Source organism: Rhizobium ruizarguesonis (assembly GCF_017357285.1).
GTDB lineage: Bacteria > Pseudomonadota > Alphaproteobacteria > Rhizobiales > Rhizobiaceae > Rhizobium > Rhizobium ruizarguesonis.
Genome location: NZ_CP071678.1, coordinates 3,165,133 through 3,187,594, shown reverse-complemented (window position 1 = coordinate 3,187,594; position 22,462 = coordinate 3,165,133). Strand labels below are relative to the sequence as shown.

At 59.0% G+C, this 22,462-nt stretch carries 25 protein-coding genes and 1 pseudogene; 11 read left to right on the top strand and 15 right to left on the bottom strand.

Going from position 1 to position 22,462, the window contains the following annotated elements:
- Positions 1-2: 2 nt before the first annotated feature.
- Positions 3-1,058 (bottom strand): ornithine cyclodeaminase, encoded by a 1,056-nt coding sequence (locus tag J3P73_RS15845; RefSeq protein WP_018074329.1) that lies wholly within the window; start codon positions 1,056-1,058, stop codon positions 3-5.
- A gap of 136 nt (positions 1,059-1,194) precedes the next feature.
- Here J3P73_RS15845 and J3P73_RS15840 point away from each other — a divergent pair, with 136 nt between their 5' ends.
- Positions 1,195-1,632 (top strand): Lrp/AsnC family transcriptional regulator, encoded by a 438-nt coding sequence (locus tag J3P73_RS15840; RefSeq protein ID WP_018074330.1) that lies wholly within the window; start codon positions 1,195-1,197, stop codon positions 1,630-1,632.
- A gap of 163 nt (positions 1,633-1,795) precedes the next feature.
- Here J3P73_RS15840 and J3P73_RS15835 read toward each other — a convergent pair whose 3' ends face one another.
- The 7 genes from J3P73_RS15835 to J3P73_RS15805 all read right to left on the bottom strand — a co-directional run bounded on the left by J3P73_RS15835 (position 1,796) and on the right by J3P73_RS15805 (position 9,577).
- Complete coding sequence (locus tag J3P73_RS15835; protein WP_024320904.1) at positions 1,796-2,134, bottom strand: slr1659 superfamily regulator; 339 nt, start codon at positions 2,132-2,134, stop codon at positions 1,796-1,798.
- A 7-nt stretch (positions 2,135-2,141) separates the two neighbouring features.
- Positions 2,142-2,702: a slr1658 superfamily regulator gene (locus J3P73_RS15830; RefSeq protein ID WP_024320905.1), complete on the bottom strand. Its 561-nt coding sequence runs from the start codon at positions 2,700-2,702 to the stop codon at positions 2,142-2,144.
- A 3-nt stretch (positions 2,703-2,705) separates the two neighbouring features.
- A complete protein-coding gene (locus tag J3P73_RS15825) occupies positions 2,706-5,069 on the bottom strand; it encodes a SpoIIE family protein phosphatase (RefSeq protein WP_018074333.1) in 2,364 nt (787 codons plus the stop codon).
- Positions 5,066-6,238, bottom strand: coding sequence for a class I SAM-dependent methyltransferase (locus J3P73_RS15820; protein ID WP_018074334.1), 1,173 nt, complete (start codon positions 6,236-6,238; stop codon positions 5,066-5,068). Before J3P73_RS15820 ends, J3P73_RS15825 begins: the two co-directional genes overlap by 4 nt.
- The gene (locus tag J3P73_RS15815; RefSeq protein WP_024320906.1) at positions 6,235-6,744 is read right to left on the bottom strand and encodes a hypothetical protein; all 510 of its coding nucleotides are present in this window, start codon (positions 6,742-6,744) and stop codon (positions 6,235-6,237) included. Before J3P73_RS15815 ends, J3P73_RS15820 begins: the two co-directional genes overlap by 4 nt.
- 75 nt (positions 6,745-6,819) lie before the next feature.
- Positions 6,820-8,475 carry a putative bifunctional diguanylate cyclase/phosphodiesterase gene (locus J3P73_RS15810; RefSeq protein ID WP_024320907.1) on the bottom strand — a complete coding sequence of 552 codons (1,656 nt, stop codon included), beginning with the start codon at positions 8,473-8,475 and terminating at the stop codon, positions 6,820-6,822.
- Between the two features lie 223 nt (positions 8,476-8,698).
- Positions 8,699-9,577 carry a LysR substrate-binding domain-containing protein gene (locus tag J3P73_RS15805; RefSeq protein ID WP_130692140.1) on the bottom strand — a complete coding sequence of 293 codons (879 nt, stop codon included), beginning with the start codon at positions 9,575-9,577 and terminating at the stop codon, positions 8,699-8,701.
- A gap of 130 nt (positions 9,578-9,707) precedes the next feature.
- Between J3P73_RS15805 and J3P73_RS15800 the strand changes: the two genes are divergently transcribed.
- Positions 9,708-10,094 carry an ectoine synthase gene (locus J3P73_RS15800; RefSeq protein ID WP_024320909.1) on the top strand — a complete coding sequence of 129 codons (387 nt, stop codon included), beginning with the start codon at positions 9,708-9,710 and terminating at the stop codon, positions 10,092-10,094.
- Positions 10,095-10,217: 123 nt separating this feature from the next.
- On the opposite strand, the gene J3P73_RS15795 is transcribed toward J3P73_RS15800, so the two are convergent.
- A complete protein-coding gene (locus tag J3P73_RS15795) occupies positions 10,218-10,688 on the bottom strand; it encodes a DUF4168 domain-containing protein (protein WP_075224026.1) in 471 nt (156 codons plus the stop codon).
- Positions 10,689-10,923: 235 nt separating this feature from the next.
- Positions 10,924-11,220, bottom strand: a complete 297-nt coding sequence (locus J3P73_RS38275; protein ID WP_018074340.1) for a TetR/AcrR family transcriptional regulator C-terminal domain-containing protein — start codon at positions 11,218-11,220, stop codon at positions 10,924-10,926.
- Between the two features lies 1 nt (position 11,221).
- Between J3P73_RS38275 and J3P73_RS38270 the strand changes: the two genes are divergently transcribed.
- From J3P73_RS38270 to J3P73_RS15775, 4 genes are all read left to right on the top strand, one after another.
- Entirely contained in the window at positions 11,222-11,392 is a 171-nt protein-coding gene (locus J3P73_RS38270) for a DUF6958 family protein (protein WP_392397310.1), read from the top strand.
- Between the two features lie 225 nt (positions 11,393-11,617).
- Entirely contained in the window at positions 11,618-12,310 is a 693-nt protein-coding gene (locus J3P73_RS15785) for a type 1 glutamine amidotransferase domain-containing protein (protein WP_075224025.1), read from the top strand.
- 154 nt (positions 12,311-12,464) lie between these two features.
- On the top strand, positions 12,465-12,878 hold the full coding sequence (locus J3P73_RS15780; protein WP_018074342.1) for a GFA family protein: 414 nt from the start codon (positions 12,465-12,467) through the stop codon (positions 12,876-12,878).
- Between the two features lie 218 nt (positions 12,879-13,096).
- Positions 13,097-13,540, top strand: coding sequence for an SRPBCC family protein (locus J3P73_RS15775; RefSeq protein ID WP_003560606.1), 444 nt, complete (start codon positions 13,097-13,099; stop codon positions 13,538-13,540).
- 59 nt (positions 13,541-13,599) lie between these two features.
- Here J3P73_RS15775 and J3P73_RS15770 read toward each other — a convergent pair whose 3' ends face one another.
- The 3 genes and pseudogenes from J3P73_RS15770 to J3P73_RS15760 all read right to left on the bottom strand — a co-directional run.
- Complete coding sequence (locus tag J3P73_RS15770) at positions 13,600-14,532, bottom strand: hypothetical protein (protein WP_130692138.1); 933 nt, start codon at positions 14,530-14,532, stop codon at positions 13,600-13,602.
- 178 nt (positions 14,533-14,710) lie between these two features.
- Positions 14,711-14,884: a hypothetical protein gene (locus J3P73_RS15765; RefSeq protein WP_018074344.1), complete on the bottom strand. Its 174-nt coding sequence runs from the start codon at positions 14,882-14,884 to the stop codon at positions 14,711-14,713.
- Positions 14,885-15,118: 234 nt separating this feature from the next.
- Positions 15,119-15,214: pseudogene (locus J3P73_RS15760) on the bottom strand (3-beta hydroxysteroid dehydrogenase); the annotation flags it as partial.
- Positions 15,215-15,725: 511 nt separating this feature from the next.
- Here J3P73_RS15760 and J3P73_RS15755 point away from each other — a divergent pair.
- On the top strand, positions 15,726-17,477 hold the full coding sequence (locus tag J3P73_RS15755; protein WP_130672818.1) for a VCBS domain-containing protein: 1,752 nt from the start codon (positions 15,726-15,728) through the stop codon (positions 17,475-17,477).
- 184 nt (positions 17,478-17,661) lie between these two features.
- Here J3P73_RS15755 and J3P73_RS15750 read toward each other — a convergent pair whose 3' ends face one another.
- Positions 17,662-17,832: a hypothetical protein gene (locus J3P73_RS15750; protein WP_018242662.1), complete on the bottom strand. Its 171-nt coding sequence runs from the start codon at positions 17,830-17,832 to the stop codon at positions 17,662-17,664.
- Between the two features lie 190 nt (positions 17,833-18,022).
- Here J3P73_RS15750 and J3P73_RS15745 point away from each other — a divergent pair, with 190 nt between their 5' ends.
- A complete protein-coding gene (locus tag J3P73_RS15745; RefSeq protein ID WP_024322484.1) occupies positions 18,023-18,223 on the top strand; it encodes a hypothetical protein in 201 nt (66 codons plus the stop codon).
- A 1-nt stretch (position 18,224) separates the two neighbouring features.
- The gene (locus J3P73_RS15740) at positions 18,225-18,434 is read left to right on the top strand and encodes a hypothetical protein (RefSeq protein WP_024322483.1); all 210 of its coding nucleotides are present in this window, start codon (positions 18,225-18,227) and stop codon (positions 18,432-18,434) included.
- 100 nt (positions 18,435-18,534) lie between these two features.
- Here J3P73_RS15740 and J3P73_RS15735 read toward each other — a convergent pair whose 3' ends face one another.
- Entirely contained in the window at positions 18,535-19,425 is an 891-nt protein-coding gene (locus tag J3P73_RS15735; protein WP_024322482.1) for an SDR family oxidoreductase, read from the bottom strand.
- Between the two features lie 90 nt (positions 19,426-19,515).
- Here J3P73_RS15735 and J3P73_RS15730 point away from each other — a divergent pair, with 90 nt between their 5' ends.
- Together J3P73_RS15730 and J3P73_RS15725 are read left to right on the top strand one after the other, a co-directional pair.
- Entirely contained in the window at positions 19,516-20,340 is an 825-nt protein-coding gene (locus J3P73_RS15730; protein ID WP_018074346.1) for a helix-turn-helix transcriptional regulator, read from the top strand.
- Positions 20,341-20,583: 243 nt separating this feature from the next.
- Positions 20,584-22,125, top strand: a complete 1,542-nt coding sequence (locus J3P73_RS15725; RefSeq protein WP_024322481.1) for an Ig-like domain-containing protein — start codon at positions 20,584-20,586, stop codon at positions 22,123-22,125.
- Positions 22,126-22,462: the final 337 nt, after the last annotated feature.

The following is a 22,462-nucleotide window of genomic DNA, read 5'->3' as shown; positions in this document are numbered from 1 at the left end:
TCCTATGCCTGCTTTGCTCGCTGCAGCATGCCAAACAGGTCGCGCGGATCGTCCGGATCGGCGATGATATCGAGGTCCTGGTAAAGCCCGGTCCCCCTAAGCTTGTCACGGACATAACGAAGAGCGGAAAAATCCTCGATCGCGAAACCGACGCTGTCGAACAGGGTGATCTGATCGGCATCGCGGCGGCCGGTCGCCTGTCCCGTCAAAACCTGCCAGAACTCGGTGACGGGATAGTCGGCATCCATCTGCTGGATTTCGCCCTCGATGCGGGTCTGTGGCGGATATTCGACAAAGGTGTCGGCGCGCAACAGGATGTCGCGGTGCAGCTCGGTCTTGCCCGGGCAGTCGCCGCCGATGGCATTGATGTGGACGCCGGAGCCAACCATGTTATCCGTCAGGATCGTCGCGTACTGCTTGTCGGCGGTGCAGGTCGTAATGATATCGGCATTTTCGATCGCCGATTGGGACGAGCTGCAGGCGGTCACCGTCAGCCCAGTGCCTGCAAGGTTGCGGACCATCTTTTCCGTCGCCAGCGGATCGATGTCGTAGAGCCTGATGTGGTCGATGCCGCAGACGGCTTTCATGGCAAGCGCCTGGAATTCCGCCTGGGCGCCATTGCCGATCATGGCCATGGTGCGGGCACCCCTGGGTGCGAGGTGCCGCGCGGCCATGGCCGAAGTCGCTGCGGTTCGAAGCGCTGTCAGCAGGGTCATTTCGGTGAGCAGCACCGGATAGCCGGTCGAAACTTCCGCGAGAAGGCCGAAAGCCGTCACGGTCTGCAGGCCTTGCGCCATGTTCTTCGGGTGGCCGTTCACATATTTGAAGCTGTAGATTTCGCCGTCCGAGGTCGGCATCAGCTCGATCACACCCTCGCCGGAGTGAGAGGCAACGCGCGGGGTTTTGTCGAACGATCCCCAGCGGCGGAAATCCGCCTCGATGACGTCGGTAAGTTCGGTCAAGACGGTTTCGATGCCGATGTGGTGGACAAGACGCATCATGTTCTCGACGCTGACGAAGGGTACGAGAGCCTTTTCCGATGGAAGGGGCGACGACATGCTGAGTTCCTCCTGCATATGCTCGAGAAAGACTAACCGTCTCGCATGTTGGCCGAAAGCTCAAATCTGTGCTAATTCTGGCAGCAAATTGTGCAATTCGTTCAGCGCATTTGCGCGAATTTACCAGTGAGGCAATATGAACATCGCGAAATACGCACCAGACGATCTGGATCGCCGGATTATCGCTCACCTGCGCGCCGATGGGCGCGCTTCCTTGAGCAAGCTTTCCGATGCACTCGGTGTCGCGCGCGGCACAGTTCAGAACCGGCTGGATCGTCTGATCGAGACGGGTACGCTGCTCGGCTTCACCGTCCGGGTGCGGGAGGACTACGACGTCAACGCAGTGCGTGCCGTGATGATGGTCGAGGTCGTCGGCAAGTCGACGACCCAGGTCATACGAAAGCTCCGCGGCCTGACGGAGATTTCAGCGCTGCACACGACCAACGGCAACTGGGACCTCGTCGCCGATATCCGGGCCGCAAGCCTTGCCGACTTCGACCGGGTTCTACGCGAGGTGCGCATGATCGACGGTGTCGCAAACAGCGAGACCAGTCTCCTCCTCAGCAGCGTCTGAGTGCTGCCAAGTGTGGTCGACGCGGAGCGCCATCACGATGGGCCGGCGCTGCGGGGGATGGCGAAGAAGCCGATGGATGCTGCTCAAATCAGCGGCTGTTGGCTTTGACTTCGATTTCTGACGGCGCGTCGAGGTGTGAATTGGCTCTTCCCCCGAAAGAGAATCACGCCAAGCGCAAATCGAGAAGCGGGTGTAACTTCTTGAGATTCGGGAGGGACTTCGCTTGCCATGGATATTGGTTGGTGCCTTTGACAACGAGCAGGAGGTCGCCCATTTTTCTGGCTTCAATCGTCAGCTTAGCCAAGAGATTTATGCCAGAGGAATTGAGGAATTCGAGACCCGTCAGGTTGAACGTCACCTGTTTGTGCCCCTCATGGAGCAGGCCGAATACCAATGAGTAAATCGGCGCATAGGCGTCCGGTCCCGCCAGCCGGAATACGCCATCGAAAAACACCTCGTTTTTCTCAGCCCATACGCGGAAGTTTTCGTCGCTGATTTCCATTCTTCGCTCACAGATTGGAGGAGGGTGGCATCGCCACAGCTGCAGTCGTCGTCAGTATGATATGCTGGTCACTATTGCCTTCGAATGCCCATGCCATTTTTGCGTCGTAGTCGCTCAAAAGGGTGAGCAAGCCCAAGCCCGACCCGCTTGCTGCGGATATGGCATTGGTTTCGATTTGCTCAAGAAGAAGTTCTCCTGGGTCCTTCGATTGAAGGCGATGCAGCAGTTGCTGAAAGCGAGATGATGTCACGCCATCGATCGTGTTCTTGACCCTTATTAAGAACGTTCCGTCGAATATGCCGGCCTCAATGAGGATCTCTCCAGGCTGTCGAAATTTAACGGCATTTTCGATCAGCTCATTGCTGAGGTATCCGATGTCATGATGGGCCTGCATGTAGTCTTTTCTTGACCGTGAATAGGGCAGAGCCATGACTTCCGCTATGAAGTCCGCAGTCATTCCTGAGTGCTTCCATCCAAGCTGAAGCGGTCCATCGCTTAACGTGAGGCGAGTGCCCGAACCCAGGCTTATGCCCACCAGAGATTCCATACCATATACCGTTGGCGTCATGTCTCACCTATGTCGCACTGCGAGCAGCGTAATATCGTCGTAAATCTTCTGCGATCCGATGAAGAGCATTAATGTCGCTACAATTCCGGAAACGACTTTTTCGGCGCTCTGATCCTTCAAGCGAAGTGCTTCGCGGCAAAGACGTTCGATGCCAAACAGTTCTCCCGCGTCGTTTTCGGCTTCTGTTATGCCGTCCGTATGCAGGAGTATGAGGTCCCCCTTCTCGAACGCTATTTCACGGGTTTTAATGAAGGCAGAAATGTCCGCTTCCAACCCGATTGGTATGCCGAGATCCATGGTATCTATGCGCTCGACTTCGCCGTTCGCCCGCACGACAACAACTTCCTCGTGTTGTCCCGACAGGATCATCTCTTTTCCGTCGTAGTCAAGAAACGCCAGAGTGAGATGCTTGTCGATTTTAGTCCTCACGATATTTTTAAACAGGGCGCTGTTCAGGTCCGTGAGAAATTTGACTGCATCGGTGTTTCCGGCTTCCTGCAGGGCGCGGGCGACGGACTGCACCATCAACATCAACACGCCGCTTTCGAGCCCGTGTCCGGTGACGTCGCCGATGCCAATCTTCAACCGATTTCCGCTCTTCAACACGTCATAATAATCGCCGCCGACTTCTTCCGCCGGTCTCATATAGGCTGCGATCTCGAGGGCCTGAAATTCTTCAAGCTCCTGATGCAGCGGAAGAACCATGAGCTGGATTCTCTCGGCGACGGCCAGCTCTGTTCCGAGACGTCGATTTTCTCGCTGGAGCTGTGCGTTCAGGGTCGAAATCTCTTCCTTTGCATCTTCGATTTGAGCGGTTCGCTCTTCGACGAGCTGCTCGAGATTTTCGGTGTGATAGCTGATCTCTTCGGCCATGCGATTGAAGGCTTCACCGGCCTCACCGACTTCGTCCCTGCTTGTGATGGCCACTCTGACGGAATAATCCTTCGCCTGAATCCGTTTGGCGGCCCCTGCCAGGGCGCTGATTCCGCTGGTTATTCGTTTCGAGGCCGCAAAGACCGCGATCGTCACGATCAGTAGGGACATCAGGATCGCCAGAATTTGGTAGAGCACGATCCGGTTCGTCGCTTCGGAAATCTTGGCCTGGGCCGCATAGAGCGAGGCCTGGATTTCTCGCTCGGGCACAACCACCCCCAGCAACATCGCCTCTTGCCGAACCGGGCCACTGACCCAGAGATTGGTCGCCGGCAGTTTCTTGACGATAGCGATATAGGGGACCTCGTTGCCGTCCTGCTGCAACAGCAGGTGCTGAATGCCCTGTTCTCGGTCAAGAGCCAGTTTGGCGATGGCAGGCTGGGAGCTTCCCTTTAGGGAGCGCTCCAGGCCGGTCAAGGCGCCGGCTCCGCTCGCATCGCTCGCAGAACGCAGACCGAGGGTTTTTTCTCCTGTGCTGTTGATCGCCACAACGTTTCCGTCGGACATTGCGAGAAATCCAAAGCCGGACTGGGCCACTTTCACATTCTCAACAATCTGCGCGAGCTGGTCGAGTGTGATGTCCGCGCCAGCCGTCCCGGCGACATCCTGCCGGTCGGCTGTCCACAATGGATGAAAGAAACTGACAATCAGCTTTCCGGTAATGGCATCGGTATATGGAGCGGTCTGCGTGATATCGTCGGCGACCGGCCGCGTTTTCGCGTCCTTGGCCCAGCTCTGCCAGGACTCGTAAAGCCCGGGGAAAAAGAAGTCCCAGAAATCGGCTTCGTTGTGCCCCGAATAAAGGCGATCGAAGGTCTGAGCCTGGTCGGTGTAAGGCGCCGTCCTGAAGATTGGCCGTTCTTTCGGTCCGATGTAGTACATCTGCAGCTTGGAAGCGCCGTGCTGCAGCAGGCTCGGCGCAACGATGTCGAGAACCGCGCTCGTCTCTAGATCGCGCTGGATGTCGGGTTTCGGCCGATGGTCAGGTCCGAGCAAGTAACCCCAGACGCTCACAACCGAAGCGGAGCCGGGCAGGTTCTGAGACCATTTTCCCTTTTCGTCGTAAACAAGGCTGACGCTGCCAGGCGATGTGCGCGCGATCGCCGCGCCGACATCGGAATTACGCTCGGGATCGTCGATTTGCGCCTGGAGCACACCTGCCAAGGTGCCGACGTCGCTATGAACCTGCCGCAGGAGCAAACTCACCTGGGCTGCGGTGGAATCGGCATATGTGCGGATGTATTCCTGGCTTGCTGCTTCAAGACCTTGCCCGACTTCGAGCGTCGCGTCGCGCGACAGCCTCTGAACGTTCCAAAGTGCCAGCCCGCCGCTGACCAGCAAGTCAAAGAGCACAGCTCCACCGACGACCAAAATGAACTTTGCCCGAAATGAGCCTAGTCTTGCTGGTCTCTTCGATGATCTCCCGTCCATCATAGCGGCTTCCGGCCGGAGGCTGCCCAGATCGGCCAGCCTGCATAACCCTTGGGGTGAAGAGCAGCAAAGACATGATCTTTGAATCCCTGCCGGAACCTGCGAATGAAATCCAAAGAGTCGCCCCGTCGAACGGCCATCTCACCCGCATAGACATTTTCCCAAGCTTCGATGATGTCTGCGAAGTCTTGGGGATCCCCGTCGAGGTTCGTGACCATAAAGGAATCGACCCTGATACTATCGAACCCCGCGTCGGCGAGAAGATGGCGGCTTTTCGGCCCCATCTCGACATCCATGTCGAAGTACCTGAACAGTTTGGCGACCTCCTCGTAAGTCCATCTTATTGTTTCAGCATGTGGTTCGCCCAGACAATGCGAATTTTTTTCGTTGGTGATGTAGACGCGGCCGCCAGGCTTGCAGATGCGATAGAGCTCCCGCAGCAGCATCTCGGGACGGTTGAAGATCTGCAGCGAATGTCGGCAGGTCACAAAGTCAAATTGATTGTCTCGCAGCAGCATTTGGGAGGCGTCACCATAGGTGTACTCGATTCCCTGTAGATCGAAGTCGGCAGCGACCCTGCGAGCATATTCGAGGCTGCGCACGGAATGATCCAGCGCGACAAGGCGTGCCGGTTTAAATTCCCTTTGAACCAAGGCCGCGAAATCACCAATTCCGCAACAGATATCCGCGATGACAAGACCGCTGCGCAGGCCGTGGCGAGGCAACAGTTCACGTTCGTGCCTCCATGTCATTTTCGTCTGGGTGCGCAGAATGGGGATGAAACTCTCATCCTCAACAAAGCTCTGGCCTGGATAAAATGCCGAATCGTAGACTTCAACCGATAAGTTTGGTTGGGATGCCACCAGCGTCTCGAAAAACGAGGTCGACCAGGCCACCACGCTCGACGTAATGATGACGATCTTCCGTTCAGGCCTCGCCCGGCAGCTTGCCGTGAGTATATCGGACAGGGCTGCGAAGGCAGTCATGTTAATATGCGTCAGACGTTTGACATTCAGGTAAACGACCCCGCCGTATTGTGCCAAACTTTGCTTCACCAGCTCGATGGCATCGGCAATCTCAGCGGCGCTTTCGGGTCGCATCTTGCCGGACAGCAACAGCTCCTGATTTGTCGGATCAAAATGAACAGTAAAGGGCAAGGGGAGCAGGCTCATCGGAAGTCCTCGGCCGAAGGGAAATCCGCAGTGATCTGTATCCCTTGTCCGCTGTCTTTCTCAATTCGGATCGTGGCGCGGAATATTGCTGCCAAATCGCTGAGCAAAACCGTCCCGTCGGACTTCATCACCAAGTATCCAGAGCCGGCGCCGGGGACAGGTTGGTGTTCGCTTGATCTTGCATTGGCGTGCTTGCGGCCAAATGCTTCCTCGCCGGGAAACGCAATTCTCAGCCGATTGACTGTCGCGCTCCGATAGAGACTGAAACTTATCCTTCCTGGCTCGCTCGTTGAACGGAAAGCAAGTTCAATGAGCTCATTCGTCGCGACGGAAAGAAAATTGGAATATCGAGCGGGATCGCTGTGACCTTGGCCGAGAATGTCTGAGAGATATTCTGTAATCCTGTCGCAAAACTGCCATCGAGATTTGAACATCGCAACGTTCAGTTCCAGCGATACCATCGGCGCAAAAGCATGGTCATCGAAGCTAGCTGCTTCCTGTTCCAATACACCCTCCCTTCTTTTGCCTGGGGCGTCAGGTTGATGCATGCGATCGCTAAAGGCACGGCGAAAATCGGTTGTTCACTTTGATAGCGCGGGGCTTACGGATGTTTCCGCCCGGGTGATGAACTCGCCAATCGCCTCGACCGGAAGCGGCCTGCTAATCAAATAGCCTTGAAGTCTGTCGCAGCCCACACTGCGCAACCATTCCGCCTGACCTGGCGTCTCCACCCCTTCGGCTGTCACCTGCATGTCGAGGTCATGTGCGAGGTTAACGATGCAGCGGACGATTGCCTGGCCTTTCAGATCGCTTTCGAGGTCGGTGATAAAATATTTGTCGATTTTGATCGTGTCGAACGGGAATGTCTTCAGATAGCTCAGGGAAGAATATTCGGTCCCGAAATCATCAAGCGAGATTCGTATCCCTAGCACGTTCAGAGTATTCAGGGTGTCGATATTGTTGACGGTCCGCTCAAGGAGCACGCTTTCGGTTATCTCAAGCTCCAGACGGTCGGGCGGCAACCCGATCAAGTCTAGCGTTTGGGATACCCGATCAGTGAGTCCGCTTGTCAAGAATTCAGCCGCCGACAAATTGACCGCGACGATGTAATTCTGCGGCCACTTCATTGCCTCGCGACATGCCTGCTCCAAAACCCATGCACCTATTTCCGGCATCATTCCATCGGCCTCGGCCATCGGAATAAATGCCGTTGGTGGGATTTTTCCAAGTAGAGGGTGGTTCCATCTAAGCAATGCTTCGAAGCCGACAATGCTGCCGCCCTCGGCGATGGGTTGGTACTCGATAGAGAATTGTTCTTGGACCAAGGCCATGCGAAGGCTGCGGCGCAGCAGTTCGCGTTGTTCCAGCAACTCAAGCATTGACGGATCAAACGGTCTTGCGCGACCGCGCCCGTCCTTCTTCGCGGCGTAGAGTGCGACGTCGGACGCCTTCATCAGCTGCTCCGGAGTTGTACCGTCCGGTGGAGCAGCAGATATGCCGATGCTGGTGCCGACAAATAGTGCGATGCCATCTATCGTGAAGGGCTTTTTGAATGCATCAACCAAAGCTTCTGCTAGCCGATGCCCTTTGGCGGGATGTCCCGGGCCCCTTGATATGACGGTGAATTCGTCACCCGCCAGTCGATAGGCTCTGTCGTCCCTGGTGAGGCACTCTTGAATGCGGTTTGCAGCCAGCTGAAGAAGCTTGTCGCCGGCCGGATGCCCAAGCGTGTCGTTAACGGGTTTGAAATCGTCAAGATCGAGTTGCATCAGGGACAGGGTCTCGTTCGAGCCTGCGGTCTCCCGTAACAACACAGCGAGGTCCTCGCTGAACTGGCGTCGGTTCGGCAGTCCAGTGAGCGGATCGTGGGTGGCCAGATGCAAAAGGGTTGCGCGCTCATCGTCGGCAGATTCCTCTGACCGAACCACGGCAAACAGATCTCCGATCCGATAGATCGTCAGTCCGTGCGACGCTGGCGTGCCAAGATCCCCCGATATTTGCAAGGGTTGGGCACTGTCACCCAATGAACGGAGGGCGAGTGTAATCGCCGATTTGTCCAATTCTGGAAAATGCTCCCAAAACGACGCAACTGGTTTGACAGAAGCAGGCAGCTCATTGCCCAGCAAATTCTCGACGGGATTGAAATCGCGGTCAAAGAACAAAAGCCGGTCGATCGAGCTCGAAGCTTTTGCCTCTGTTTGTCCGAGCGCCGAGGGGGCCGCATGAATTTTCTGCATGTCCGAGGCCCTCCCTAGTCGCATGTCATAACCAGATATTGTAGCAAATCAGCTCCCGCACAACTTGTGCACGCCAAGATTTACATTAGGCATTTCTGATTAACAATACCCAACCTCTGCCCAACTCGCGCTCGGATGGGCTTATGCAACGTCTTTATTACCGCGACCTATTTGCATCCATCGTATCGGCGGCGACCCTTCGATGAGCTGCTGGCAGGGGATATCACGCGCCCGATCCGCATTCGGTCATGAACCAGTCGATGAAGCGCCGGACCGGTTTTTTCGCCCAGCTGTTCGATATGACGTAATAGCCTTGGTTCTCTGCCGTTGCGATGTCGGAAAGCACCAGCAGATCGCCGCGTTCGATCTCCCGGCGGAACACCTCTATGGGGCAGAGCGCCACGCCGTGGCCGGCGATTACGGCCGTCGCCAGCATGTTGAAATCCTGGAATATCGGGCCGCGGAGCGGCTCCGGCGCTTTCTGGCCGGCCTTGCGGAACCATTCCTTCCAGCCATCGACGGATTCGTCGTGCAGCAGATCGGCGCCGGCGAGCGAGACGTCGTCGATCTTCCAGTTGCGTTTGGCAAGGTAGTGGCGGCTAGCGACGGGCTGGTTGCGGCGGGAGAAGAGCAGGCGGCTTTCCCTGCCGCCGCTCAGGTCCTCGCCCATGGTGATCAGCACGTCCAGGCTCTCGTCATCGAAGCGTTCTTCGGCGCGCGCATAGACGATCCTGACGTCGAGATCGGGGTCGCTCTCCTGGAAGGAGGGCAGGGCCGGGACGAGCCAGCGGGATGCGATCGAGGGAATGCAGCCGACGGTGATCGCCCGCATATCGTGATCGCGCCGCATATTGCCAGTGGCATGCGCGATCGCCGCCAGCGATCCGGAGACGGCCCGGTAATATTCGCTGCCGGCTGCGGTCAGCGCAACGCCGCGGCCCGACTTCTGCAACAGCTTGCGGCCGAACCAGGTCTCCAGATGTTTGATCTGATGGCTGATCGCCGCATGGGTGACGTGCAGTTCATCGCCTGCTTTCGAGAGGCTCATCAGGCGGGCCGTGGCTTCGAAGGCGCGCAGGGCGTTCAACGGCGGCAATTGCATTTGTAAAATTTCCTCACAGATTGCGCAGGAATCATCATTTGAAAATACCAGCCATTTCAATAGCTAGATGTTGCGAGCGATGAAAATGAATCATCGCTACATCTTCAATAAACTGCCAGGAGAATCGGCGATGTTCGTCAGAAATCTGAAGGAAGTGGAGCAGACCGAGCGTTTCGTGGACTGGGGCAACGGCACGAGCCACCGCCTGCTGACCAGGGACGACGGCATGGGCTTTACGGTGTGCCATACCGTCGTTCGCGCCAATAGCGAGGCCCTGCTTCAATACCGCAATCACCTGGAGGCCTGCTATTGCATCAAGGGCGAGGGTGAAGTGGAGGATATGGACGGCAACGTCTTTCCGATCCGCGCCGGCGATATCTACGTGCTCGACAAGCACGACCGGCACTATCTGCGCGGCGGCAAGGATCAGGACCTTATTCTCGTCAGCATCTTCAATCCGCCGCTGGCGGGAACCGAACGGCACGATCTGAACAACAACAGCGGCTCAGAATATTGAGTGATCCCGTCGTCGATGTAGCGAGGTGAAAAGCAGAGCCCGGCAAATGGCGGGCTCTGCTTCCGGCGCGAACGGCAAGGCGTCCGCTGCCTATTCGTGGCGACTTACGGCGCCGCGCGCAGCCTATTGCTGCGGCTGCTGCTGGCCCGGCGGCGGAGTGCCGATTTTTTCCAGAACTTTCTTGGCCAGAGCCGGGTCGCTCTGCGCGGCCGTCAGGATCGACGAGTATTCTTCGACGGAGATGTCGGGAGAAGCTTTCACGGTGTCGACCATCTGTTTCTTGGCCTCCTCCTGCAGCTGTTGCTTGGCAGTCTCGTCCTTCGTCGCGCCGATCTTGGCCGAATATTCCTGCCTCACCTTGTCGACCTGCAGATAGGCAACGGCGAAGGCCTCGATTTTCTGATCGCTGACGGCTGCTGTCGCACCGTTGCCGCCGGGCTGTCCCTGCATCGGCGTCTGGCCTTGCGCCGGCGGCTGCGCCTGTGCCGGCTGCTGTTGCGCCTGGGCCATGTCGACAGCGGATGCCGGGCTGAAAGCAAGCAGACTGAAGACCGCAGCGCTCAGTGTTGCGACAGATGTGTAACGAGTGATCATATTCGTTCCTCTTCAAGTGCATGATTTGGTTGGCAGCAGGACCGCCTCGGTCAATCGCTCAGCCCTCAAAGGCCGGGCGAGGTCGCGACGATGGAACCTTTAAGAGGGCACGGTGCGGCGGTAAGGGGGCGATTTGCTGACGATTGAGCGGCAGCTTTGTGACCGTCGGCATGTCGAGTGGTGCAGGAAATTCTAGTCATTGCCGGATTCTGTTATGCTTGGACCTGGGCGACATTCATCGCTGATCTGGATGCAGAAATGCCGCCAGGAACGTGGCGACGGCGGCCTCGGCGTGCCGGTGAATCTCCTGCTTCGTCGGAATGGTCGCATCGCCCAGCATCATCACCCGGTTGACGGGATCGGCCATCACCAGCCAGTTGAACTGTGACGCGGCGACGGTTGAATCGGAGAGCTGCAGCAGTTTCTTGCCGGCAAATTGTTCGAAAGCGCTGCCCATGACCTTGAGCGCCCGTGCGGGGCCGCGTGCGTAAAGCACCTTGGCCGAAAAGTGTGATCGGTTTTCGGACGACATCATGCTCCAACTATTTAATTTAGAACAGGATTCAGATTTTAGGCCGACCCGGCCTAAATCATCCTGTTCTAAGGCCGGATGGTGGTTGAAGGCTGTCCAATTGGATCTGGAAGCCAAGCGCATCATCCAGCGTGGGCCGGGAAAGCCGGTCAAGCTTTTCAAGTGCCTTTGATAGATCTGTCGGCTCAGCCCAGGGAACGGATGTCGCGGGCGACCGCCGTTTGTCTGGTTCGGCTTCGGCTAAAGCAATTCTAGCAAACACTGCGCGGGAGAGCTTGTTTCGCAGCGCAGCCGCCCTATGTCCTCTTCCGTTTCAGCATGAGATTGCAGGCAGTATTTCACCGTAAATCCGGGTGCCGACGGCTTTGTCCGCCGGCCGGCTTGAAGGAGCTGAGCAATGAAAATTCTCATGGTTCTCACATCGCATGATCAGTTGGGAAACACCGGCAAGAAGACGGGATTCTGGCTCGAGGAGCTTGCTGCTCCTTATTTCGTTTTCCACGACGCCGGGGTCGACATCACACTCGCTTCGCCGAAGGGCGGCCAGCCTCCGCTCGATCCGAAGAGCAATGAGCCAGCCTTCCAGACGGAAGACACGAGACGGTTCGAACGAGACGCCGCCGCAATGGGTGCGCTCGGCAACACGTTGAGGCTGTCCGACATCAACCAGGCGGAATATGACAGCGTGTTCTTCCCCGGCGGGCACGGCCCGCTTTGGGACTTAACGAACGACCGCAATGCGCTGTCGCTCATCGAGGACATGCTTTCGGCGGGAAAACCTGTGGCGCTCGTTTGCCATGCACCCGGTATCCTGACGAATGTGAAAGCGCCGGATGGAAAGCCCGTCGCCAAGGGCCGGGCCGTCACGGGATTCACCGATTCAGAAGAAGAGGCCATGCATCTGGTCGAGGTTGTTCCCTACCTGCTCGAAGACGTCCTGAAAGAGCAGGGCGCAAAGTTTTCGAAGACGGCGGATTGGGGCGTGCATGTCGTCCAGGATGGCCAGCTGATCACCGGCCAAAACCCGGCCTCGTCAAAACAGGGCGCCCGGACCCTGCTTGATGCCTTGGGAAAACAGGCCGCGGCTTAAGCGCTTCAGCCCCTGGGCACGATTGCTGTCCGGGACGTCGAGATCTCCCTGTTTGGCTTGTGCTGACGCCGGCCGCAGGCGCGTTTCAACGACGCCGTGGAACAGCGGCGGTGGAGAGCCAAACGTTCAAACACAGGAAGAAAAGGCACCTGATATGACGAGGAAATATACGGGGCAATGCGCCTGCGGCGCGGTGAGATTTGCCTTCGATACGGACCCGAACTTTGTCGCCAATTGCCATTGCCTGGACTGCAAGAGGGCAACGGGCGGCGAGGCCGCCACGTTCTTCGCCGTGCCGCAGGAGGATTTCACCGTGATCACCGGCAGCCCGAAGGCGTTTCATTACATCGCCGATTCAGGCAAGGGGCTCGACCGCAACTTTTGCCCCGATTGCGGCGCCAGATTGTTCAGCAGCAACCTGGAGAGCTTTCCCGGCCTCGTCTTCGTGACGCTCGGCAGCCTGGACCGGCCCGAACTGATCAAGCCGGGCGTCGAAATGTTCACCCGGCGCCGGCTGGCCTGGGCAAGGCCGCTCGATCTTCCGCAGTTCGATGGCATGCCTAGCTGAGCCGCGATAGCCCTAAAGCGCGTCGCAATCTTTCAGATTCGCTCCTTGCGCTTTAGGTCTTTGTTTCCACGCATAACGTTATCGCAAAACCCCTGCACAGTTTTGCGCGACACGCTTTAAGCATTTTTCTTGAAGAAAAATTCGATCCGGTGTCGGATCGGCCAAGCCACGCCCGTCCTAGGTTCGTCCATTCCGTAAATCCAAAAAGGATCACGACCATGCCGAGTACCATACGCTTGCACCGCGTTCTGGCGACCAGCCCGGAGAAAGTCTATCGCGCATTCCTGGAGGCGGACGCGCTTGCCAAGTGGCTTCCGCCGAACGGCTTCCTCTGCACGGTGCACCATTCGGAGCCGGTTGTCGGCGGCACGTTCAGAATGTCCTTCCGCAACTTCACGACGGGCAATAGCCACGCGTTCGGCGGCGAATATCTCGAGCTCGTCCCGGGCGAACGCCTGCGCTACACCGACAGGTTCGACGACCCCAACCTGCCGGGCGAAATGGAAGTCACCGTGACGCTGAAGAAGGTTTCGGTCGGCACCGAGGTGGATATCGTGCAGGCAGGTGTGCCTGATGTCATTCCGCCCGAGGCTTGTTATCTCGGCTGGCAGGAGTCGCTGCGAAACCTCGCCAGGGTCGTCGAACCCGATATCCAGGAATAGCGCAAGATCGCACCGGCCGGACGATAGTCGCCCGGCATTGGCGCCCGGCATCGGCGACATCAACCAATCCCCATGCCGCGTTTGGCCAGGGCGTTGCGGGCGGCCGCAGCGCCCCAGTCGTCGGAAAGATCCTGCCCTTCGATTTCGGCCTCCGCGATCGGTGTGGCTCGGATCAGCGGCACGGAGCCGAAAGGCAGGCCATCGATCCGGTCTGCGTCACGGCTGAGCATGATGCGGGTCATCGGGCGGTAATCCTCCGTCAGCCGGCAGAACAGGATGGCGCCGTGCTTCTCGACATCGCGGGCGACGCGATAACCGTCTGCCACGAGGTCGCCGATGTTGATCAACAGGTTCGCCCAGTTTTCGATCCCGGCCGCATCCAGTCTCGCGGCGTCGAATTCCATGAAAAGCTCGCATTCGACGCCGTTCTCCGGCTCGGATATGCCGGCCCAGGGCGTCGACAGCCCGTCGGTGGCAAGTATCAGACTCTCCCGCGCATGGATGGCGAGGATGCGGCGGTGCGGGCCGAACCATTTTGTCTGGGCGTGAATGTTGGCCGTTCCGCGCTCAGCGGCAAAGTCGTCCTGGACTGTACCGCGGCTCTGCCAGAAGACGCGCCGCGCAGCGGCAGCGGTTGCGTAGATCGGGTCGTCGGGGCCGCGCGGCACGATCGTCCGATCATAACTGGTTTCGAGCGTGATCTCTTCCCGCATGAAGGGAAACTTCGGCTTCTTCCAGCGGATTACCACCTTGTTAAAGCGGGGCACCCCTGATGCATCGAGCTTTTCGACGATATCGGAGATGATATCGAGAGGATGCCTGGAGGCCTCCGGGACATAGTTTCCCTCGGCATCGCGGTAGCCGCCCGTCCGGGAGGAATGCCCCGCCTGCATCGTGGAGGCTGTCCATTCGCCGCTGACTGCGCCCGCCGGCGCCTTTCCGAGAGCCGGCGCAAGTTCCCGGATCGCATCGTCAATCGAATAGGATGCCACGTCGCCCCCTCCGCCTTCGCCCATAGATCGTATCCCCCGCGGCCGCTCGGCCCGCGAGCAGAAGCTAGCGCGGAGGCGTCACCGATCAATAGCGAGGTGGATGGCGCGAGCAGGGGAGGCGCCCGGATCCCTGGGCGCAGGAGAATTCTTCACTTAGGTGAGGTGAGGCCTGCGGCACTCATTTGCTTCCGTCGTTCGGCCGCGCCTTGGCGCTATCATTGTTGGTCGACGAGGCGGTTTTTCCGTCCGGTTGCTGCCCGAAGTATGTGCCGCCGAGATGGCCGCCGGCGCTGGTGTTTCTCACCTGCCGTTCGGCGCGTTTCTGAAGTTCACGAGCGTTGGTCTTGCTCATTTTCGGCTCCATGTTTGAGGTGGACCTCTGATCAACCGATGGCGGACGACACGGTTCCATATTTCCTGCCGGCGCGGTGCCCCTTGCGCAGGCGGCGGGTTTGAGGGAAACGCTCACTCACCCGCCGTCGGCGCCCCGCTTCGCTGCCGCGCACCCGATCACGAGTCAAGCCGGCAGGCATTTCCGTTTTCCCCAGTTACGGAAATGCTCCATTTTTATATGCGGACACGGTTCCTACCCGCCGAAATAGGCGGGATGGTCGATATCGGCGAGGAGGCCGGGCTGTTGCGGCTGCCAGCCGAGCAGCGTGCGGGTATGCTCGCTCGAGGTGGCGCGCCGGTCGGCGGCGCAGTTTTCGGCGAATTTCGAGAAATCGTGGTTGAAAGCCGTGTGGCTTCGTCGGACATTTGGAGCTCCTTCTTTTGGCTTCGTTGTAGAAAGCCGATCCGGGACAACATCCCGATGAAATGATCGGCGTGGAGCAGCCGGTGCCGACCTAAGCGAGGAAAAGCGGAAAGGCTCTAAAGTTTGGGCCTGCGCTTCGCAAGCGCCTTGCGCGCCGCCATCCCATCCCACTGCTCGTCAGGATCGAGGTCTGCGACTTCGGCGTCTCTCGCAGCGAATTCCTGGATAAATTTACCATCGCAAGAAAATCGTCTTTCATTTCACAGTATATGTGTTAACACTTTATTAGGGATGGGGAGTATTCCGGTTCTGATTTAAGAAATATGGGCATTGTTGCCGACAATACCGGCGCGTCCGCGTGTTCACGCGTGTCATGCTGGTTTGATAGTCTTAAATAGTCGCCGGGTTACTTGTTTTGTATTGTGGGGGTATTTTGATGAGTACGCAAAGCACCGGCGGCGGCAGCACGACTTCTTTCTCCAATACGCCGCAGGCGAAGGATGACTCTTACATCTGGACAGAAGACCAACTGCTCAGTCTCCAGCTCTACAATGCGGCCACCAAAACCATAACCCTCGACGTCATGTCGAATGATCTCGGCGGGAATGCCAAATCCCTCTTTTCGGTCGACGACGGTGATGGCAATCCAATTACCGCCGACTACGAGCTTCTTGCGAAAGACGTCGGAGCGAATGGGGCATCTGCCTGGGAGAAGACCCTGCTCGGCAATTGGGTCAGGATCAATAATGGAAAGATCGAATACCGTCTTAGTGATGGAAGCGGCATCGCGGGCTCGGGCGCGGATATCAACACGCTGTCTGCCGGTGAAATCCTCAAAGATAGTTTCGTCTACGCGATACGGCTCGGCAATGGCACGCTGAGCGAGGCAAATGTCTCGATCTCGCTCACCGGCGCCAACGATGCGGCTTCGATCGTCGTCGATGCGACGGTCACCGACGATCGGGCGACGGTCGAGGCGGGTGCGGCCGGCAGCGGCGATCCGAATGCCTCCGGCAAGCTGACGGTCAGCGATGTCGACGACGGCGAGGCGGCGTTTGCCGCCCCGGCCTCCCTCAACGGCATCTATGGCAGCTTCACCTTCAATGCCGCCAGCGGCAGCTGGACCTATACGCTCGACAATAACCGGGCCGCGACGCAGGCGCTCAACCAGGGCGACGCCGTCAGCGACACGCTGAGCGTCAGCTCGCTCGACGGCACGGCCAGCCACAACATCGTCGTCGCCATCACCGGCGCAGATGATGGTCCAGCTAGGCAGGCGCCGACCGACATTAAGCTGACGCCTGTCGTTCCGGCGGATAGCGTTAACTTCAATAGTTTTGAGTTCAGTGGGCTGCTGACGGCGACTGATCCCGACGCAGGTGGATTCAGCTTCAGCATTGCCTCGCAGTCGAATCCGGGCTTGTTTTCGATTACCGGCAATACGCTTCATTCGGATGCGCTATCGACGAACGGTACATTTTCAGTGACGGTAACGGCAACGCAGACCGGTGATCCTATAGGCCCGGCCTTCGAAAAGACCGAGACGTTCACGATTATCACCGGTGGCAATGGCAACTCAGTGGACAATCCGACCGGTGGAACGGGCGACGATATGCTCTACGGCGGTGGCGGTAACGATATGATGTTCGGGCTCGGAGGTGACGACGCTCTTTTCGGCCAAGACGGCAACGACACCCTAAACGGTGGTGCTGGCAACAACACCCTGACCGGGGGCGTGGGAAATGATACCTTCTTTTTCCAAAAGTTTGCCACCACCACGAACCATATGACTGACTTCAACGCTGGGACGAATAGCACAACCGTGGACAGGTTCCAGTTGGACGTCGGAGGCGGCACTTTCGAGTTCGCCGTCGGCAACAACAATACAAGCGTGGACAATGTGAAGGTGGGAAACAACGGCACGATCAATGTTGCCGGAACGGAGGTTGCCGTCAAAACGGACGTGAGCGTCACGAACGCAACCGTCCAGAGCACCATCAATAGTTACAGCAACATAACCACAGGGGCATTGTTCGTGTTCCACAACACGGATCTCGGCCATGCGGCGGTCTACTACGATCAGAACCCAAGTTCAGCCGGCGGCGCGGTGCTGGTTGCTGAATTCGACAACATCACCACCCTCAGCGGGCTTACAAATTTCAACTCGGGCGACTTCTTGTTTAGCTGAGGCGGTCTGTGATCTCGACCAGCATTCACCGCAGACGCAGCCCAATGGAGACCTCGCCTGCGGCGTACGTACTCGGGCCTGACGGGGAGGTCCCGGACGTTTGTGCGCCCAGCGCGCTGGGCGCGACGGATTCATCGGGTGGTGGATAGCATCAGGTCACACGCGTTGCGGCAGCCTGCCGACCTCAATTGCCATCGTTGGGCCGTGCCTTGGCGCTGTCATTGCTGCTGTCCGAGGCGGTTTTTCCGTCCGGCTGTTGGCCGAAATAGGTGCCGCCGAGGTGGCCGCCGGCGCTGGTGTTCTTGACCTGCTGTTCGGCGCGTTTCTGAAGTTCACGGGCGTTGGTCTTGCTCATTTTCGGCTCCATATTTGAGGTCGACCTGTGGTCAACCGATGGAGGCCGACACTGTTCCATATTTTTCTGAGCCAACCGCCGGGGCTGGCTGTTCGGTGAGAGCAAAAGATCGGCCGCTGGCATTTGTGAGACTGGGCGGGAACAGTTCGGGGTTTTGCCTGTTGTTCGAATTCAACATGGAGAAACGAACATGGGCATGACGACACCAAAAGCCGGCGCCCCCGGCACGACCGACCAGTCTCCCCGCTGGGAAGGGCCGAAGGGGAATAAGCCTCGCGGCTACATGAAGGCCAAGGACGATCCGGATCGCGACCGCGACGCGCATGGCGAAAACAATCGCGACCCCGAGACGAAGAATATCAGTGACGCCCTGAAGCAGAAGGGCGATTGACATGGCCGATCCCAAAAAAGACGCAGCCGGCCAGTTCGCCAAATCCCAGGCGGACAGCAAAAGCAGCGGCGTAATCAGCGCCAAGCCGACCGTTATCACGGGCTCGGAGGATGCGACGGTCAACAAGAACCCGCCCGGCAAGAAGAAGCCCGAGAAGGATTGGGACATCAATTACGACCCCGCCGATAGGAACGAGAGCCGGTCGCACTAGCTCAGGCTGTCGCTGGTTCTCCTCACCAGCCAAGCCGGGAGGCATTTCCGTTTTTTCCAGTCACGGAAATGCTCCATTTTTGTATGCGGACACGGTTACGCTACCCACCGAAATAGGCCGGATGGTCGATATCGGCGAGGAGGCCGGGCTGTTGCGGCTGCCAGCCGAGCAGCGCGCGGGTATGCTCGCTCGAGGTCGGGATGTCGAAGCCGGCGAACATGGCGAACCAGCCGAAATGCTCGGCCGCTTCTTCCCGTGCGAGCGAGACGGCGGGCACATCAAGCCGCCGGCCGATGACCTCGGCGATCTGCCTGAAGGAAACTCCCTCTTCTGCGACTGCCAGGAACGGGCCGCCGACGGCGCCGCGCTCCAGCGCCAGGCGATAGACGCGGGCGGCATCGAGCCGGTGCACGGCCGGCCAGTGGTTCTGCCCTTCGCCGATATAGGCCGAGACGCCCTTGCGCCGGGCCAGATCGATCAGGATCGGCACGAAGCCGTGGTCCCCATGGCCATGCACCGAGGGAGGGAGCCGGACGGTGGAGGCGCGCACGCCACGCGCGACAAGCGATACCGCGGTGATTTCGGAGGCGCGAGGGTAGGTCTCCGATGTCGGCATGGGCGGATCCTTTTCGGTGCCGACGCGGCCGGGGGCAAAGCCGAGGCCGGCTGTGACCAGCAGCGGACGATCGGAGCCTTGGAGGGCTTCGCCGAGCGCCTCGATGGCGCGCCGGTCGGCGGCGCAGTTCTCGGCGAATTTCGAGAAATCATGGTTGAAGGCCGTGTGGATCACGGCGTCCGCCTCCGCCGCACCGCTCTTCAGGCTTTCGAGATCATCGAGCATGCCGTGATGGACTTCGGCGCCGGCAGCCGCCAGTTGACCCGCTCCTTTGTCGGAGCGGGTGAGGCCCAACACCTTGTGCCCGGCGGCGATCAAATCATCGACGACGGCCGAGCCGACCCAGCCGGTGGCTCCAGTAACGAATACGCGCATTTGATATCTCCAGTTTTGCTGGAGACACATATCGGCCCTGCCTCTATCATGGTAAAGTAGTGACATTATCATGGTATAAAGGCTAACAGGATGAGTGAATTCGTCACCTCGGACAACCGGCTCGGCGCCTATCTGAAGGGTCGCCGCGTCAGACTCGATCCCGCCGCCCTTGGCTTTGCGGGGGAGAGGCGGCGCACGCCGGGTCTGCGCCGCGAGGAGGTGGCGAGCCGCGCCAATATCAGCCCAACCTGGTACACCTGGCTGGAGCAGGGGCGCGGCGGGGCGCCGTCTGCCGACGTGCTCGACCGGATCTCGCGCGCGCTGATGCTGACGGATGTCGAGCGCGAGCATCTCTTCCTCATCGGCCTCGGCCGGCCACCTGAGGTGCGCTACCACAGGCAAGAGGGCGTGACGCCGAGGTTGCAGGGCGTGCTCGATGCGCTGGACCCGAGCCCGGCGCTGATCCGCAACGCCATCTGGGACGTGATTGCCTGGAACAGGGCGGCGACTGTGCTTCTAACCGATTACGGCGCGCTGCCGCCGGAAGAGCGCAACGTGCTACGCTTCATCTTCCTCGATCCGCGCGTACGCGCCGCCCAGTACGACTGGGAAAGTGTCGCCCGCTTCGTCGTCGCCGCTTTCCGCGTGGATGCGGCCCGCGCGGGTGCCGCGGCCGAAGTCGAGCCCCTCGTCGACGAACTCTGCCGCAAGAGCCCCGAATTCCTGGCGATGTGGCGCGACAACGATGTGCGCAGCCACGGCGAGGGCGCCAAGCACATCAAACACCCCATCCTCGGCCCACTCGCTTTCGAATATTCCGCCTTCCAGGTGGATGGCCGGCCGGATCTCAGCATGGTGGTGTACAACCCGGCGACGGCGGAGGATGCGGCGAAGATCAGGGAGTTGGTGGGCTGAGGCGAGGGCAATTGGTTGATCGATGATATAGCGGCCTTCATCGCCTCGCCGCGGTCTTGGTCGCCGCGTCGGTCTTGATGGTGCTGTCTGCGTCGGCGGCATCCGCCTGGGGCGAAGCCTCCAAGCATGACAAAGCTGTGAAAAGCTAAAATACTACTCCTGCTAGAAAATTCGTTGACCGTGCCGGTGTCAGCTGCTTTCCTCCCGATAGACCAAGGCGAATGGATCTTGAAGGAGATATCCATGACAGTGCTTGCAAAACCTGTGGCGGTTGATGATGTCAGCAGCGCTTCCGAGAATGACGTGATCTCGGGCAATCTGCTGGATAATGATCTGGCCGGGGGCTCCGGCAACATGTTCCTCAACTTCTTCGATGGCGAGCGGGTTCTCGCCAAGACGGCCGGGCAGATCACCGATATCGAGGGTGAATACGGCACGTTTCACGTCAAGGCCGACGGCTCTTATACCTATACGCTGAACGAGGCCGCCAAGGCGGGCTTCGTTGACGGAATGACGTTGACGGAGACGATCGGCTACAAGATCTCCGACGGCGCCGGCAATACCGATGTCGGCCATTTCACGCTCGACATTCACGGGGTCACGAGCCCGCCGGTCGCGGTCGACGACGCCTTCTCCTTCCGCGAAGGAAGCGAGATGGCCCGCAACGTGCTCGCCAATGATCACCCGGGAGAGGCGGGCACGCTCTTCCTGCGCTCGGTCGAGGGCACGAGCATTCCTGCCAGTCAGGGGCAAGGGCAGACGACCGACGTGGCGGGTGAATTCGGCACCTTCCATTTCGCAAGCGATGGAAGCTTCACCTACGATCTCAATCCAGCCGTCAAGGCGGGCCTCGATGACGGCGAGCATGTCACCGAGAAACTCCAATATTACAAGGTCTCTGACGGCGCCGGTCACGCGGATGCCGGCGTGATCACCCTGACCGTCGACGGCGTGACGGACGGGAAGTCGTTGAACACCGATCATGTCGAGGCCCAGGCGGATGTGGTGCGCCCCTTCCTGGACCATTACGAACTCCAGGGGGTCGCGGTCGATCCGCTAACGGGCAAGTATTACGTCAGCTCCGGCCATGGTTTCCCAGATGATTCCATGGTGAGCGTTTACGACAACGCCGCGGCATTTGAAGCCGACAACGCCAGCGGCGCCATCTCTCTCGGCGACTATGACAAGGGCGAATATGACATCGGCGGAACCTATTTTTCGGTCCGCGGCGGCGAGATCATCGGCCGAACCAACGAGGCGAGAGGCGAGGAGGACCCTTTCCCCGATCAGACCTATCTCGCAAAGTGGGATGCCGCCGACGGATCGTCCGATCAGCGGGGCGACCCGATCCCGGACCTTATCGGCGAGAATGGGGCGGGTACGTTCGACTGGGGTGGATTCACAGCCGTCAATACGATGCAGGATTCGACCGGCATTTACGTCGTCGGCCGCATCGATGATGCCATCTGGCAGGTCTCCAAAATCGATCCCGACACGCTAAACCCGATCGAGTCCAAGACCTTCGCTGCCGGCGGGCTCGGCTACGGCTTTGCCGTCGACGGCACGTTCTTCTTCGGCGATTCCTCCAACAGCGAGCATATCGGCACGGCCTTCGACTTCGAAACCGGGGTCAAGACAACGGTCGACGTCAACATCGCCATACCGGGAGACGACTTGATCACCAACGTGGTCTATGACTCAGCGGCGGATAATCTCTACCTCACCAACACCGGGACCGACGAAATCTCCGTGGTGCACAATATCTCGGACGTTCTGTTCGCCTAGCGGATCGGAAAGCACGATGCGAAGATTGAAAGTGTTAGAGCGTCCTTTGTGCGCCCGAAAGGACGCACGGCGCTCTAATGGGCCTTACCGCTCGAATGCCGACGCCGCCCCGCCCGTTCTCTTGACGGCGGGGCGTTTAACGGCGGCGTGAGGCGCGGATGCGGGCAGCGGGCTGCCTTCCAGGCCGGTCGCTACCACTGAGACGCGGAACTTGCCGTCGAGGCTGCGGTCGAGATCGCCCCGACGTATGCAGTCTTGCCGTTCCGGACAAGGCCGCTCTCCAGCCAGTACGAGGCGTCTCCGGCTGTTCCGGCAGCGAGAGCGGCGGGCCGTGCGG